The organism is Pseudomonas sp. GL93, assembly GCF_003408955.1.
In the GTDB taxonomy this organism is placed as follows: Bacteria; Pseudomonadota; Gammaproteobacteria; order Pseudomonadales; family Pseudomonadaceae; genus Aquipseudomonas; species Aquipseudomonas paracarnis.
This window is the reverse complement of sequence record NZ_NKRF01000005.1, coordinates 167,888-182,296: the sequence shown is the minus strand read 5'-3', so window position 1 is coordinate 182,296 and position 14,409 is coordinate 167,888. Positions and strand designations below refer to the sequence as shown.

Here is a 14,409-nt window from a genome sequence, read left to right as displayed (position 1 = left end):
GCGAGCAGGCTCGCGCCTACAGGGGTTCAGATGGCGCTGTTACTTACGTGCAGCCTCCCACTGCTTGAGCAGGTCGTTGTAGTTCACGGTTTCGCCCTTGGGCTTCTCGTTGGCCAGTTTCGGCTTCGGCGCACCCGGCTGGTCGAACCAGTATTGCGCGTCACGCTCGGGGTTCATTTTCGGGCCGCACACCGGTTGCACCTTGGAGCGCTCCAGGCGCGTCATGATCGCATCCTGCTCCTTGGCCAGGTTGTCCAGCGCCTGTTGCGGGGTTTTCTCGCCGCTGGCCGCTGCGGCGATGTTGCTCCACCACAGTTGCGCCAGGCGCGGGTAGTCCGGCACGTTGGTGCCCGTCGGGGACCACTCGGTGCGGGCCGGGCTGCGGTAGAACTCCACCAGGCCACCGAGTTTGGGCGCCATGTCGGTCATGGCCTGGGAGTTGATATCGGACTCACGAATCGGCGTCAGGCCAACGATGGTTTTCTTCAGCGACACGGTTTTTGAGGTCACGAATTGCGCGTAGAGCCAGGCCGCGAGTTTCTGCTTCTCGGGGGTGGACTTGAGGAAGGTCCAGGAGCCTACGTCCTGATAGCCCTTCTTCATGCCCTTTTCCCAATACGGGCCAACCGGCGACGGTGCCATGCGCCACTTTGGCGTACCGTCGGCATTCACCACCGGCAGGCCCGGCTTGACCATGTCGGCGGTAAACGCGGTGTACCAGAAGATCTGCTGGGCGATATTGCCCTGGGACGGCACTGGGCCGGATTCGGAGAAGGTCATGCCCGCCGCTTCCGGTGGCGCGTAGGCTTTCATCCAGTCCACGTATTTCTGCGTGGCGAATACCGCCGCCGGGCCGTTGGTGTCGCCGCCGCGGGTGACGCTGGAGCCCACCGGGTGGCAGTCCTCTACACGGATGCCCCACTCGTCCACCGGCAAACCGTTGGGCAAGCCTTTGTCGCCGCCGCCGGCCATGGAGAACCAGGCATCGGTGAAACGCCAGCCCAGGGACGGGTCTTTCTTGCCGTAGTCCATGTGCCCATAAATGCGCTTGCCGTCGATTTCCTTGACGTCTTCGCTGAAGAACTTGGCGATGTCTTCATAAGCCGACCAGTTCACCGGCACGCCCAGGTCGTAGCCGTATTTCTCTTTGAACTTGGCCTTCAGCTCCGGCCGCTCGAACCAGTCGGCGCGGAACCAATAGAGGTTGGCAAACTGCTGGTCGGGCAACTGGTAGATCTTGCCGTCCGGCGCGGTGGTGAAAGACAGGCCTATAAAGTCTTTGAGGTCCAGGGTGGGCGAGGTGAACTCCTTGCCTTCGTTGGCCATCAGGTCGGTGATGGATTCGGTCTTGCCATAGCGAAAGTGCGTACCGATCAAGTCGGAATCGTTGACCCAGCCGTCATAGATGTTCTTGTCGGATTGCATCTGGGTTTGCAGTTTCTCCACCACGTCGCCTTCCTGCAGCAGGTCGTGGGTCAGCTTGATGCCGGTGATTTCACTGAAGGCCTTGGCCAGCACCTTGGATTCGTACTCGTGGGTGGTGAGGGTTTCCGACACCACGTTGATCTTCATCCCACGGAACGGCTCCGACGCCTTGATAAACCACTTCAACTCCTCCAGCTGCTGGGCTTCGGTAAGGGTCGAGGGTTTGAATTCGCTGCCGATCCATTTTTTCGCGGCATCTTCATACGCATCGGCCCAGGCCGAAGCGCTCAAACCACTGAGGGCCAGTACGGCGGCCAATGAAATGCTATGTCGCAGCTTATTGTTTTTATTCAACATAGAGACCTCCAGGTTAATTTCAAACGGGGCTTGTAGGAGCGAGCTTGCTGTGGCGAGGGAGCTTGCTCCCGCTGGAGTGCGCAGCACTCCCAAACCGATAACCGACTCGGATATCCATTTGGGGGCCGCTTCGCAGCCCAGCGGGAGCAAGCTCCCTCGCCACACAAGCCCGTGCACACCTAGCCCCAACGCATCACACTCAACAGCCATACCAGGGAGAGCGCGGACGCCACCCAGATGCTCCAGTCGGTAACGCCGATCACCAGCAAATGCAGGTAGGCGCTGCCGAGAAGACCGATAAACAAGCGATCGCCACGGGTGGTGCTAATCGGCAGCAAACCGCGCCGCGGGATGCTTGGCGAACGCAATTCCCAGGTCGTCATGCCCGCCAGAATCAGGGCGATGCCGCCAAAGAACAACGCAGTGGGAGTGGTCCAGGCCATCCATTCCATCATCGACTCCTCTAGACCCGGCCCAGGGCAAAGCCCTTGGCCACGTGGTTGCGAACAAACCAGATCACCAGCATGCCCGGCAGGATGGTCAACACCCCCGCCGCTGCCAGCACACCCCAATCAATGCCGGAGGCCGACACCGTACGAGTCATCACCGCTGCGATGGGCTTGGCGTTGACCGAGGTGAGCGTGCGCGCCAGCAGCAGTTCTACCCAGGAAAACATGAAACAGAAAAACGCCGTCACGCCGATACCGGAGCCGATCAGCGGGATAAAAATCTTCACGAAGAACTTGGGAAAACTATAGCCGTCAATGTAGGCGGTTTCGTCGATTTCCTTGGGCACACCAGACATGAAGCCTTCCAGGATCCATACCGCCAACGGCACGTTGAACAGGCAATGGGCCAGGGCAACGGCAATGTGCGTGTCGAACAACCCGATGGAGGAATACAGCTGGAAGAATGGCAGCAGAAACACCGCCGGCGGCGCCATGCGGTTGGTCAGCAGCCAGAAGAACAAGTGCTTGTCACCCAGGAAGCGGTAGCGCGAGAACGCATACGCCGCCGGTAGCGCCACGCTCAGGGAGATCACCGTGTTCAGGCTCACGTAGTACAGCGAGTTGAGGTAGCCGGTGTACCAGCTCGGGTCGGTGAAGATCACCTTGTAGTTGGCCAGGGTGAAGTCCTGGGGAAACAGGGTCAGGCCGCCGAGGATTTCTGTGTTGCTCTTGAAGGACATGTTCAGCAGCCAGTAGATCGGCACCAGCAGGAACAGGATGTAAATAAGTAACGGAATCAGCTTGCGTTTGCTCATGTTGGCGGCCTCAGCGGTTGGCGTCGGAATGGGTCATGGCGGTGTAGAACAGCCAGGACACCAACAGGATGATCAGGAAGTACACCAGGGAAAACGCCGCCGCCGGGCCCAGGTCGAATTGGCCGACGGCCATCTGGGTAAGCGTCTGACTCAGGAAGGTGGTGGCATTACCCGGCCCGCCGCCGGTGAGCACGAAGGGTTCGGTGTAGATCATGAAGCTGTCCATGAAGCGCAGCATCACCGCGATCAGCAGTACGCTTTTCATCTTCGGCAACTGGATATGTCGGAACACCGCCCAGGCCGATGCACGATCAATCCGCGCGGCCTGGTAGTACACGTCCGGAATGGCCCGTAGACCTGAGTAGCACAGCAGCGCCACCAGTGAGGTCCAGTGCCATACATCCATTACCAGCACGGTGACCCAGGCGTCCATGGTGTTGGCAGCATAGTTGTAGCTGATGCCCAAGGCGTTGAGGGTCGAGCCCAGCAGGCCGATGTCGGCACGGCCAAAAATCTGCCAGATAGTGCCGACCACGTTCCACGGAATCAGCAAGGGAATGGCGAGGATGATCAGCACCAACGAGGACCAGCGGCCCTTGGTGGGCATGGTCAGGGCGATGGCGATGCCCAGCGGGATCTCGATCAACAGCACGCAGGCCGAGTAGATGAACTGGCGCAGCAGCGAGTCGTGCAGGCGCGGGTCGAGCAGCACCTGCTTGTACCAGTCGGCCCCGACGAAATAACGGCTGGATTGGTCGAAAATGTCCTGCACCGAATAGTTGACCACCGTCATCATCGGGATCACCGCACTGAACGCCACCAGCAGGAACACCGGCAACACCAGCCACCAGGCCTTGTTGTTCTGCACCTTGTTCATGGCGCCACCTCCAGCAGGTAATCGTCGGCGTAGAGCATCAGCCATTGCGCCGGGAAGCTGATGGAGGCCTTCCCTTCCGGCACCGGCTTATCCTCGGCCAGGCGCACCTTGAGGGTGGCGCCATCGAGGTTGAGGGTCATGATCTTGTAGGTGCCAAGATCTTCCACATGGGCGACGTCGGCTTGCAGGGCGTCAGGGTTGTACTCGTCCCACACGTGGATAAATTCCGGACGAATGCCGACCTGGAGCTTTTTGTAGTCGGTGGTGTTGAGACGTTGCTGCATCGCTTCGGACAGCGGCAACAGGGTATTGGCGAACCCTACACCGCCAGCGTTGACCTGCACCTCAATCAGATTCATCCCAGGGCTACCGATGAAGTAACCGACAAAGGTGTGGCTGGGCCGCTCGAACAATTCACGCGGCGTACCGAACTGCACGATCTGCCCGCCGTACATCACCGCGATTTTGTCGGCGAATGTGGAGGCTTCCAGCTGATCGTGGGTGACGTAGACCATGGTGATATTGAATTGCTCGTGAATCTGCTTGAGCTTGCGCCGCAGTTTCCACTTCAGGTGCGGGTCGATCACCGTCAGCGGCTCATCGAACAGAATGGCTGACACGTCATCGCGCACCAGGCCACGGCCCATGGAGACTTTCTGTTTTTCGTCGGCGGTGAGGTTGCGGGCTTTTTTGCTCAGCAGGTTTTGCAGGTCGAGGACTTCGGCGATCTCCTGCACCTTGCTATGGATTTTCGCTTCGGCCATACCCTGGTTGCGCAGCGGGAACGCCAGGTTGTCGAACACCGTCATGGTGTCGTACACCACCGGGAACTGGAATACCTGGGCAATATTGCGCTTTTCCGGGGTCAAGTCGTTGACCACTTGGGTATCGAACAGTACCTGGCCTTCGGACGGGCTGAGCAGGCCGGAAATGATATTGAGCAGCGTGGACTTGCCGCAGCCTGACGGCCCGAGCAGGGCGTAGGCACCGCCCTGCTCCCACACATGGTTCATTTCCCGAATGGCGTAGTCTTCTGGCCCTGTAGGCGTAGGGCTGTAGCTATGGGCCAGGTTGCGCAAATGAATCTCGGCCATCAGGCAACCCTCGCAACACGGCGTCCGGGGGCCTGGACCAAGCGGCCCTGACCATCGAACACAAACAGTTTATGGGTGGGGATATACACGCGGATCGGCGCGTCGACATCGTATTCATGCACCCCCGGCAGATGCAGCACTAACAGGAAGTGCTCACTGCGCACATGCAGGAAGGTTTCCGAGCCGCTGATTTCGGCGACTTCCACGGTCACCGCCAGCTCCAGGTCATCATCGTTACTGGGTACCAGGCTGATATGGCTGGGGCGCACGCCAAAGCGGAATTCGCCTTCGCCGATAGGACGCAGGTCGACATTGAGTGGGAAATGCACGAAGTTGGCGAAACTCACTTCGTTACCGCTGATGCGCCCTGGCATCAGGTTGATCGGCGGCTCGGAGAACAGCTCAGCGGCGAGGACAGTTTGCGGCTGGTGGTAGACCTCGGCGGCCTTGCCGCTTTGGATCACCCGCCCCTCGTGAAGAATGGTGGTGGTGCCACCCAAGGCCAAGGCCTCGTTGGGCTCAGTGGTGGCATAAATGGCGATGGTGTGGCGCGCCTTGAACAGTTCGCGCATTTCCTGGCGCAGCTCTTCGCGCAGTTTGTAGTCCAGGTTGACCAGCGGCTCATCGAACAGAATCAATTCGGCGTCTTTGACCAGGGCGCGGGCCATGGCGGTGCGTTGTTGCTGGCCACCGGACAATTCCAGAGGGTGGCGCTGCAGGAATTTCTCGATGCGCAGCATCTTGGCGGTTTCCAGCACCTTGCTCTGGATCACCTCCTGGGACACACCGGCCTGACGCAACGGCGAGGCGATGTTCTCGAATACGGTCATGGTCGGGTAGTTGATGAACTGCTGGTAGACCATCGACACATTGCGCAGGCGCACCGGCTTTTGCGTGACATCCACACCGTTCATCAGGATGCGACCGCTGTCGGGTTTGTCCAGGCCAGCCATCAGGCGCATCAGGCTGGTCTTGCCGGACAGGGTGCGACCGAGCAGGACGTTGAAAGAACCGGCTTCGAACCGCAGGTTGGCGTCGTCGATCCAGGTTTGGCCGTCGACAACGCGGGAGACATGTTCCAGGGTCAATGACATGACACGACCTTTTTTATTATTGGAATGAATCTGGTCCGTTGTCAGAGCGAGTTTCGTGCCAAAACCGCAAGCGCTTGATGTGTAAGGAAATGGGCGAATCATGATGTTCAGGAGTGAACAATCCGGCTGAACAACTGAACACTGCCGGGGTTGACAATGAACAGTTGTGAACAACACTTTATGCGCGACGAGGATCAAATGTGGGAGCGGGCTTGCCCGCGATGGCGGTGCATCAGTTTGTAGATGCTGTGCCTGACCCTCTGCCATCGCGGGCAAGCCCGCTCCCACATTATTCGATGTCTGACGTTAGATGGCGCAAGACCCGACAACAATAATAAAGAAGGTCGCACGATGGCCGAACCCTTGACCCACGACACCCTTATCCAGGAATCCTGGCGCCGTTGCCGCGCCTACGGCCTGGACCACCAGAGCACCCCCAGCTTTGACCAACTGCCCGCCGAGGGCATTCGCCATCTCCTGGAAAGCCAGCATTCCCTGGTACAGACCACCCACCAGGAAGTGTTGCCCTACTACGAGAACATCCTCAGTAATTCCAACTGCCTGATCATGCTGGCCGACAATCAGGGCCAGGTGCTGACCTCTTGGGGCACCCAGCGGTTTATCGAACCCACGCTAGCCCGTGGCTTCAGCCCCGGCGCCAGCTGGATGGAGCGCGCCAGCGGCACCAACGCCATCGGCACCGCACTGGCCTGCGCCCAGGCTGTGCATATTGAACACGATGAACACTTCTTGAAGGCCAACCGCTTCATGACCGGCTCCGCGGCGCCGATTTTCGACGCCCAGCGCGAAATCATCGCCGTGCTGGATGTGTCCAGCGACAGTTACCTGCCGCCCTCCCACACCCTGGGTATGGTCAAGATGATGAGCCAGACCGTGGAAAACCGGCTGATCCTCAACCTGTTTCGCGGCGAACACTTCCAACTGACCTTTAACACCGGCTTGAGCAACCTCGACAGCCAATGGGCCGGCCTGCTGATCTTTGATGAAAGCGGCCAGGTGCTGTCGGCCAATCGGCGTGCGGATAACCTGCTGGGCATCAGCTTGTCGCGGGTGATGATCGACAGTCTGTTCAAGGTGTCGCTGCTGGAGTTGCTCAACCAACCGGAAGGGCTGCCCTTCGCCTTGCAAGCGGCGGGACGCAATCGATTCCAGTGCCTGTTGAAGCGCCCCAAGCAGATGCCGGTGCAGGCCCGGGTGTTCAGCCAACCGCCGCCGCCCGCACCGACCGCGATCAACCTCCAGACCCTGCATTTTGGCGATGTGCGCGTGGAAAAAGCCGTGCGCCAGGCCGAGCGCCTGTTGGAAAAGGACATTCCGCTGTTGATCCACGGCGAGACCGGCGTAGGCAAAGAGGTGTTCGTCAAAGCTCTGCACCAGGCCAGTTCCCGCAGCCGACAGGCGTTGATCGCGGTGAACTGTGCGGCGATTCCCGCAGAGCTGGTGGAATCGGAACTGTTCGGCTACGAAAAAGGCGCCTTCACCGGCGCTAACCAAAAAGGCAGCATCGGCCTGATCCGAAAGGCGGACAAGGGCACGTTGTTTCTCGACGAGATCGGCGATATGCCGCTGCCCACCCAAGCCCGTCTGTTACGGGTGCTGCAAGAACGCTGTGTGCAGCCGGTGGGCAGCAGCGAGGTGTTCCCGGTGGACTTGCGCATCATCTCGGCGACCAACCGCGCCTTGCGCGAACTGGTGCAGGCCGGACGCTTTCGCGAGGACTTGTACTACCGCATCGGCGGCCTGACCCTGGAGCTGCCGCCGTTGCGCGAGCGTACCGACAAGCGGGCGCTGTTCCAGCAACTGTGGCAGCAACACCGCGAGCCGACGCAATGGGCCGGGCTGAGCGCCGAGGTGCTGGAGTTGTTCGAGCAACACCCATGGCCAGGGAATTTACGCCAGGTGAGCAGCGTGTTGCAGGTGGCGTTGGCAATGGCCGAGGAGCAGCCGATCCGTGCAGAGCACCTGCCCGATGATTTTTTTGTGGATTTGCAGGCAACGGTACCGCAGTCCAAACCTGAGCACCTGGATGAACGCCTTGACCTGAGCCAGCGCCTGGAAGCGGTGGGCGGGAATATTTCCCACCTGGCGCGGGAGCTGGGGGTGAGCCGCAACACCCTGTACAAGCGCCTGCGCCAGCACGAAGGCTGATTTAACGCCAACTCCAGGAAACGCCGGTGTAGATACCACGCCCATCAGCGGGGGTGGAGCGTGCAGCGTCCATGCCTTTATCGTCGTAGCCCGGCGTGACGGTGTTGGCGTAACGGCGGTTGGTGAGGTTGCGCAGGTCGACCCAGGCTTGCCAGTCCTGCTTGGGCGCGTCGTAGCCGAAGGTGGCGCCAAGGGTGGTGTAGGCCGCCGCGTAGTAGGAATTGGCGTAGTCCACCGCTACCCGTGAGGCATGCTCGGTGTTGAGGCTGGTGTAGAAACCCGTCGGGTGGCTGTAGCGCAGTTGCGCCTGGTAATAGTGCTTGGGAATGCCGGGCAAGGTGTTGTCGCCGAAACGGTCGTCGTCGCGGTAGTGGAAGTCGCTGAAGGTGTAGGCCTGGCGCAGGTCGAGCTTACCGCTGCGGCCGCCGTCCCACAGCGGGCTGAGCAGGCTCAGTTCCACACCCTGGTGCACGGTGGGGCTGGCGTTGGATTCGGCGATGATGGCGTTGCTGGTGGCGGTCTGCGCCTGGGTCTCCACGGACAGCAGCTCGTGGCGAACCTCCGAGCGATAGAGCGCCAGATCCCATTGGCCGAGCCAGGCTTCACCGCGCCCGCCGATTTCCAGGGTGGTGGCGGTCTGATTGCGCAGCTTCACGCCTTCACGTTGCAACCCCGTGGCTGCCCCACTGCCCGGGCCAAAGTATTTGTTCGAGCCCCAAATCATCGACCACGCGTGCGGTGGTTCTACCGAGCGGCTCAGGTTGCCGTAAACCTGCAACTGCGGGTTGAAGTCGTAACGCAGGCCGATGCGCGGTGCATAATCCCAATCATGCTGACTTGTCGGCGCCTGGCCGTCGGGGTAAGTGACCTGGGTTTCGCGGCGCGTGTAGATCGCGGCAAGGCCGGTGGTCAGCCACAGATCTTCCATCAGTTCCAGCTCATTGCCTACATGCAGCACGGTATCGGAACCCAGGTAGCTGTAGTCGCGGGTCTTGGTTCCTGGGGCATAGTTGGCGGTATTGTTTGCAGGGATGCGAACATATTCCGACGCCCCATTGTTCGGCATCGCCTGGGTGGTACGCAGACCGAGGGTGGTGGTGCTGGCGTGGCCGAACAGGTTGTCCTGGCGGATGTAATTCAGGGTGCCGCTGATATCGGTGTAGGCAACTTTGAGGCGGTTGGTGCCTTCGCGCAGGTCCATGGGGTAATCGTGATAGGCCAGCCCGACCTCGACCCGTGAATTATCGTCCAAGCGCAAAGTGGTTTTGTTGGCAATCCAGGTGGAGCCCGGTTGCAGGCGCTTTGAATCGCGGGCGGCATTGAGGCTGTTGGCGGCACGCGGATCATGGCTGATCTGGTCACGCGTGAGCCTGCCGGGAGAATCGTTGGTGGTTTCGCGATAACGCAAATAGAAGCGCGTTTCCAGGTCCGGGTTAAAGCGGTAGCCAAAGTTGGCGGCGATGCCCTTGCCGGTACCAGCGCTTTGGTGCTGATAACCGTCGGACTCCGAATCGGTGAGGCTGATGTAATAGTCGGCGTCCCCCAGCACTTGCCCCGAACTGACTTCACGCTGGGCATAGCCGCGACTGCCGACCTCATAGCGCACTTGTAACTTGGGTGCGTCCAAGCCGGTGCGGGTGACGTAATTGACCGCACCGCCCAAGGCCAATGCACCCTGATCGACCCCGTTGGCGCCACGCAGCACCTCTACCCTGCTTTGCCACAGCGGGTCCTTGAGCTCATAGGGCGTGCCGCCTGGTCCGGTAAGCGGCAGGCCGTCGAACATTTCATACAGGCCGGAGGCATGGGCACCGGGGGCGCGGTTCAGGCCCGAGCCACGAATGGACACCTTCACCCCTTCGTTATTGGCCGCCTTGGCGTACACACCGGCCTGGTACTTGAAGACATCCTCGTTGGTGCTGACCCGTCCTTGTTGCACGCTGTCCATATCGATGTAATTAGTACCGCCGGGCACGCTTTTGAGTTGTGCCTGGGCGATTTCTGCGGCGCTGGCCTCAGCCGTTGTGACTTCAACCGGCGCCAATTGCAGGCCTTCAGCCTGTACCAGCGAGCTGAGGGTCAAGGCGGCAAAAATAAACGGAGGGTGGCGCAGCAGCATTGGGGCAGGTCCTTGGAATCCGGGAACGTGCCGGGCCAAACCCACCACGCGAACAGTGATGGGAAGGCAGGCATGCCCGTCAGGTCACTCCTTAATGACGGACAGGGGCGTTTTAAAAACAGGATGAATCAGGTTTGGCCGTCAGGCGTTGCCAATGCCCGCATCAGGTCATCGGCATCCGACCCCGGCGGAAAGCGAAAGCCATACATTTCGTCAGTGGAGAGAATCTCCACCAAGGTGTCGCGCAACTGGACCTCCGTGGGCGAGTCACGCAATAACTTATGCGCCGGCAGCAATAACTCGGCAGACACGCCCTGGGCCGTCGCGGCGTCGATCACCGCATAGAGGATAAACCGCAAGCGTATTTCGCGATCCGTGGGCCAAACCGTTTTTCGTTTACCCAAGGGAGGGCCTCGTGTTTAAGAAAAATCCGAGGCTATTGCCCGCAGGCAGGCGTTTCAAGCCGCCGGAGGCAAGATAGGCCGCTTCCTACAGCGGAAAGGGAAACACCGCACCGATTGGTCGATGCGATGGGCCTCACTGCACCGGCAGGAAATTCATCAGCAACAGGCTTTGTGCGTAATTGAGGCCAATGCGCCGGTAACGCTCATCAAGGATTTGGGTAAGCAGGTCCAAACGCGCGACGATCTTGCCGAACTCAACGGCAAAACTGAGGTTACTGCCCTCCTCCGATATCTCGTTGGAAAACAACAGCAGCACGCCGTTGGCATCCTGACGCTGGCTGAGCAGCCAGGTGGCCTTTTCGATATTGCGCGCGGCATTGCTGACAAACTGCGGATTGATCGAGTCAGTCACATAAAACTGCGTGCGCCCACCGTGGGCGGTCACGAGCATGCTGCCAATCGCATAGATGAACGCGCCGACGCGGTCGCCGCGAAAGTCAGGGCTCAAGGAATAGCTCAGGGCTGCCAAGTCACGCCGGTCACCCAGTGCGGGCAAGGGTTGGCGATTTTCGATGGCCTGGCGGATTTGCCGGGCGGCGGTCACCGCATCCGGATACCCGGATTGACGCCACTGGTTGGGGTTGCGCAGGTAGAGCTTGCTCATCAGCAAGTAGAGGCTTTGCAGGTTGTCACGCATCCCCAGGGTGGCCATGCGGTCGACGCTGGTCTGGAAGAATTCGTCGGGCTTACCGTCGCTGAACTGCCTGGCGATATCGCGACCCTGTTGTTGACTGCAACCTGTTGCGCAGAGCGCGAAAACCGCAGCAAGCAGCAGCGGCCATCGGGAGGTAAAAACAGTTGACGTTCGATCCATCGGCACCGGGTCTGATTCTGTGGGCCACCTGCGGGAGTCGGGTGGCCGGGACAGGGGTAGATCAGCAAAATGGAAAAAAGTGCAGCGGTGCGGGTCGGATCAGCATCGGCTTACAGCCACAAGGAGGTGAACGAGACCAGGGTGACCAGCAGACGAAGCCCGGCACAGGGCCGTAATGCCGCTCAGAAGGTTTGTTGTAGGAGCGAGCTTGCTCGCGAAAAAATCACAGGCGCCGCGTTCAATCAGAAAACACGCGTTATCACTGACGTTTTTCGCGAGCAAACTCGCTCCTACAACGGCATTACGGCACAGGGCCGGGCTCGTTGGCCTGAACGCCTTCAGGTCTTGGGATGCTCAGTAGCTACTGAATCGGCCGCATCTACATCCGACATATCTTCTTCAAGAGGCGCGTCGTCGTCCGGCGGCAGCGGGATATTGTCCTCGTCACGCCGCGGGTCATGCCCCGTCTCGTTATCGGTGCCCCGGGTAACCGCTTGCTGGGAAATGTTGCCTGGGGCTTTCTCGTTGATTTCCATGCTGGCACTCCGTTTATAGGCTCGGGATATCCGCGCTTAGGATTGAGAGGCTGCAACGGGATTGAGAGTGCGGGGCGTTAGACGAATGGCGTTTAGTAGGCAGTCGGCGTGAAAGAAAAACTGCTGCCGTGCTGAGAAATTCTGCGGCGAACAAGGTCTCCCGGCTTCATATCAATTTCTGATTCGATGATTCTTGAGGTGCCGAAAAGCATGTATTTCGAGACACCAAGAATATGCTTGCCAGGGGCCAGCCCAAACCTGGCAACCTCCCCAGGGTGAAACTCGGCAGCCGGTTTTCCATCAATATGCAAAATAAAACGGACTTCAGCTCCGTAGATGCCCGAGTCTCTAGTCACCACCAACTGAGCCGCGTTCTTCTGCGTAAACGCATACATTCTTGTAGATGGCACAGGATCTGCAATGTCGGCAGATATTGGCGATGTCGAGCACCCACTGATAGCAACAAGCAGTGATGCTCCGATTAAGCCTCGCATATCGTTCCCTCGAAAAATTTTGTGCGACTTTAACATCCACGATAACCGTAACAAGCTGGCTGGTCGCTACATGTTATCTGATGGCCGTTCTACCCACCCACCGCTTGCCGCAGCAGAGCGACACCGGTCATCAATCTTCGGGATTGTTGTCAGCAAACGACTTATTCAGTAAGCCCTGAACGACACTGTCGGGATCACCCAGTAATTGCTTACTGAATGCATCTCCATCGGCTGGACGAGTCGCGAGTAGCCCCCAGGACTTTGTTCCATCTGCGTTAAAGACCACGATTAGCTGATTGTCTGCACAATCATGTGGCTTGCACATGTGGCCTACCGTAAAGCGCTTACCATCGGCCGAAACCGTCTCGACTGGCGACGCTGTGCCCTGAGCTTTACTGACCCAGTCCGGATAACTGAGCATCTCTGCGTAGGCTTTTTTGTAAGGCGCTTTGCTGGCAATCTCGGGCAGATATTGTTCAGCCCAAACGCCTTCAGACGCTAGCATCATGGGGGCCCCCGCCAGCATTGAAAGGCTCAGTATTTTCATTCGAATGACTCCCTCTCGCTGACTTCTCAGCCGCTTTTTCACAGGTTGCACTTAAACGCTGGTATGAAGACTCGGACAGGACACTGTTTTGGAAGTTTCGACCTTCACCTAACAAACAAGCCTGAAATCATGAGGTAGGCCATGGCTGCCGTGGAGATGAGTAAATCAGTCAAGCTAAAAGCTCCGTACTGTGCTTAGTGATGAATACGCAGTGCGAGGGCACCTGCACGATGACTGCTCCATACGGATCCAGTAAGACAGCATAGTCTTGTAGAAAACGTGGCGTGATGACGGCAGTCATTTGCTTCGTGTACTTTCGACCCACACCCCACTTACGGATGAGTATCATGAATGACGATTTGAAGCAGTCAGGCTCTACTACTACATCACAAGCCACTACCTCTCTAGAGCAGGTCAAAACCGGCAGAGTCCTGGATTTTACCTGGGCGCCAAACGCCAACACCACGACCACCATCGTCTCGGCAGACTTTGTCGACTACAAGGTCGATACTGCCCAAGGCAGCCCCACTGGCGACAGCCATTCCATTGCACGATTTACCTATGTCCAGGGCAAAGGCGGTGGCCAGATCAGCCAACTCTTTCTGGAAGAAATGCGTGCCGGTGTACGTGCCAATACCCAGATCGGGTTGATGGTAGGACGCAAATGGGTTTTGGATCCCAACGGGGAAGTCTCCGGCAGCATCGGTACTTATGTGGTCGAGCAATTCGACGACATGCGCGCCAGTGTGAATTATGTCGGCTCCTTCGCTCGGGTCTTCGCTGATCCGAGGATGGTCAGCTACCACGCTGGCGGACATGTGCACACCAATGTTTCTATTACCGGCAGCAGGCCCTTGACCATGTCGGATTCAGGCAAGTCGATCCTCGTCATCAGCGATACAGATGTCACGCTGACAATCGGTGAGGATGTGATTGAAGGGTTCAAGGTGAATTTAATCCAGGCGGCGGCCGGCAAGGTCAACATCGCCGTATCCAGCAGCCATGTGATCTACAGCAACGCTGGAAACCGCACGAACACGCTCAATCCACTGGATGAGCTGGAAGTCAGTACCTTCCCATTCGGGCCGGTGTTTCTGGCCTTTCGAGTCAGGCCTATGGCATGAATAGCCCGGCATAACCCAACCCCAGAAACGC

General features: G+C 58.9%; 14 protein-coding genes. 2 read left to right on the top strand and 12 right to left on the bottom strand.

Annotated features, from left to right (window positions below; all coding sequences use genetic code 11):
* Positions 1-39: 39 nt before the first annotated feature.
* The 6 genes from CER19_RS02690 to CER19_RS02665 all read right to left on the bottom strand — a co-directional run bounded on the left by CER19_RS02690 (position 40) and on the right by CER19_RS02665 (position 6,111).
* Positions 40-1,782, bottom strand: coding sequence for an ABC transporter substrate-binding protein (locus CER19_RS02690; RefSeq protein ID WP_116665298.1), 1,743 nt, complete (start codon positions 1,780-1,782; stop codon positions 40-42).
* Between the two features lie 179 nt (positions 1,783-1,961).
* Positions 1,962-2,234: a DUF2160 domain-containing protein gene (locus CER19_RS02685; protein WP_014718862.1), complete on the bottom strand. Its 273-nt coding sequence runs from the start codon at positions 2,232-2,234 to the stop codon at positions 1,962-1,964.
* An 11-nt stretch (positions 2,235-2,245) separates the two neighbouring features.
* Positions 2,246-3,046 (bottom strand): carbohydrate ABC transporter permease, encoded by an 801-nt coding sequence (locus CER19_RS02680; RefSeq protein WP_003232361.1) that lies wholly within the window; start codon positions 3,044-3,046, stop codon positions 2,246-2,248.
* Between the two features lie 10 nt (positions 3,047-3,056).
* Complete coding sequence (locus CER19_RS02675) at positions 3,057-3,923, bottom strand: carbohydrate ABC transporter permease (protein WP_003192014.1); 867 nt, start codon at positions 3,921-3,923, stop codon at positions 3,057-3,059.
* Positions 3,920-5,017: an ABC transporter ATP-binding protein gene (locus CER19_RS02670; protein ID WP_116665297.1), complete on the bottom strand. Its 1,098-nt coding sequence runs from the start codon at positions 5,015-5,017 to the stop codon at positions 3,920-3,922. The genes CER19_RS02675 and CER19_RS02670 overlap by 4 nt, the downstream gene beginning before the upstream one ends.
* Positions 5,017-6,111 (bottom strand): ABC transporter ATP-binding protein, encoded by a 1,095-nt coding sequence (locus tag CER19_RS02665; RefSeq protein ID WP_014718865.1) that lies wholly within the window; start codon positions 6,109-6,111, stop codon positions 5,017-5,019. The genes CER19_RS02670 and CER19_RS02665 overlap by 1 nt, the downstream gene beginning before the upstream one ends.
* 351 nt (positions 6,112-6,462) lie before the next feature.
* On the opposite strand from CER19_RS02665, the gene CER19_RS02660 reads away from it, so the two are divergent.
* Positions 6,463-8,280 carry a sigma-54-dependent Fis family transcriptional regulator gene (locus CER19_RS02660; protein ID WP_116665296.1) on the top strand — a complete coding sequence of 606 codons (1,818 nt, stop codon included), beginning with the start codon at positions 6,463-6,465 and terminating at the stop codon, positions 8,278-8,280.
* 1 nt (position 8,281) lies between these two features.
* On the opposite strand, the gene CER19_RS02655 is transcribed toward CER19_RS02660, so the two are convergent.
* The 6 genes from CER19_RS02655 to CER19_RS02625 all read right to left on the bottom strand — a co-directional run bounded on the left by CER19_RS02655 (position 8,282) and on the right by CER19_RS02625 (position 13,254).
* A complete protein-coding gene (locus CER19_RS02655; protein ID WP_116665295.1) occupies positions 8,282-10,399 on the bottom strand; it encodes a TonB-dependent receptor domain-containing protein in 2,118 nt (705 codons plus the stop codon).
* A 128-nt stretch (positions 10,400-10,527) separates the two neighbouring features.
* Positions 10,528-10,803, bottom strand: a complete 276-nt coding sequence (locus tag CER19_RS02650) for a hypothetical protein (RefSeq protein ID WP_116665294.1) — start codon at positions 10,801-10,803, stop codon at positions 10,528-10,530.
* 133 nt (positions 10,804-10,936) lie between these two features.
* Complete coding sequence (locus tag CER19_RS02645; protein ID WP_003192025.1) at positions 10,937-11,677, bottom strand: hypothetical protein; 741 nt, start codon at positions 11,675-11,677, stop codon at positions 10,937-10,939.
* 338 nt (positions 11,678-12,015) lie between these two features.
* A complete protein-coding gene (locus CER19_RS02635) occupies positions 12,016-12,213 on the bottom strand; it encodes a hypothetical protein (protein ID WP_116665292.1) in 198 nt (65 codons plus the stop codon).
* Between the two features lie 92 nt (positions 12,214-12,305).
* A complete protein-coding gene (locus CER19_RS02630) occupies positions 12,306-12,743 on the bottom strand; it encodes a hypothetical protein (protein ID WP_178088094.1) in 438 nt (145 codons plus the stop codon).
* A 94-nt stretch (positions 12,744-12,837) separates the two neighbouring features.
* Complete coding sequence (locus tag CER19_RS02625) at positions 12,838-13,254, bottom strand: Ivy family c-type lysozyme inhibitor (RefSeq protein ID WP_116665290.1); 417 nt, start codon at positions 13,252-13,254, stop codon at positions 12,838-12,840.
* Positions 13,255-13,601: 347 nt separating this feature from the next.
* Here CER19_RS02625 and CER19_RS02620 point away from each other — a divergent pair, with 347 nt between their 5' ends.
* Positions 13,602-14,378 carry a hypothetical protein gene (locus tag CER19_RS02620; protein WP_256660360.1) on the top strand — a complete coding sequence of 259 codons (777 nt, stop codon included), beginning with the start codon at positions 13,602-13,604 and terminating at the stop codon, positions 14,376-14,378.
* Positions 14,379-14,409: the final 31 nt, after the last annotated feature.

Bases quoted from the DNA above. Each gene is read 5' to 3' on its own strand.
- CER19_RS02690 (WP_116665298.1), bottom strand. From the start codon at position 1,782: ATGTTGAATAAAAACAATAAGCTGCGACATAGCATTTCATTGGCCGCC.
- CER19_RS02685 (WP_014718862.1), bottom strand. From the start codon at position 2,234: ATGGAATGGATGGCCTGGACCACTCCCACTGCGTTGTTCTTTGGCGGC.
- CER19_RS02680 (WP_003232361.1), bottom strand. From the start codon at position 3,046: ATGAGCAAACGCAAGCTGATTCCGTTACTTATTTACATCCTGTTCCTG.
- CER19_RS02675 (WP_003192014.1), bottom strand. From the start codon at position 3,923: ATGAACAAGGTGCAGAACAACAAGGCCTGGTGGCTGGTGTTGCCGGTG.
- CER19_RS02670 (WP_116665297.1), bottom strand. From the start codon at position 5,017: ATGGCCGAGATTCATTTGCGCAACCTGGCCCATAGCTACAGCCCTACG.
- CER19_RS02665 (WP_014718865.1), bottom strand. From the start codon at position 6,111: ATGTCATTGACCCTGGAACATGTCTCCCGCGTTGTCGACGGCCAAACC.
- CER19_RS02660 (WP_116665296.1), top strand. From the start codon at position 6,463: ATGGCCGAACCCTTGACCCACGACACCCTTATCCAGGAATCCTGGCGC.
- CER19_RS02655 (WP_116665295.1), bottom strand. From the start codon at position 10,399: ATGCTGCTGCGCCACCCTCCGTTTATTTTTGCCGCCTTGACCCTCAGC.
- CER19_RS02645 (WP_003192025.1), bottom strand. From the start codon at position 11,677: ATGGATCGAACGTCAACTGTTTTTACCTCCCGATGGCCGCTGCTGCTT.
- CER19_RS02635 (WP_116665292.1), bottom strand. From the start codon at position 12,213: ATGGAAATCAACGAGAAAGCCCCAGGCAACATTTCCCAGCAAGCGGTT.
- CER19_RS02630 (WP_178088094.1), bottom strand. From the start codon at position 12,743: ATGTTAAAGTCGCACAAAATTTTTCGAGGGAACGATATGCGAGGCTTA.
- CER19_RS02625 (WP_116665290.1), bottom strand. From the start codon at position 13,254: ATGAAAATACTGAGCCTTTCAATGCTGGCGGGGGCCCCCATGATGCTA.
- CER19_RS02620 (WP_256660360.1), top strand. From the start codon at position 13,602: ATGAATGACGATTTGAAGCAGTCAGGCTCTACTACTACATCACAAGCC.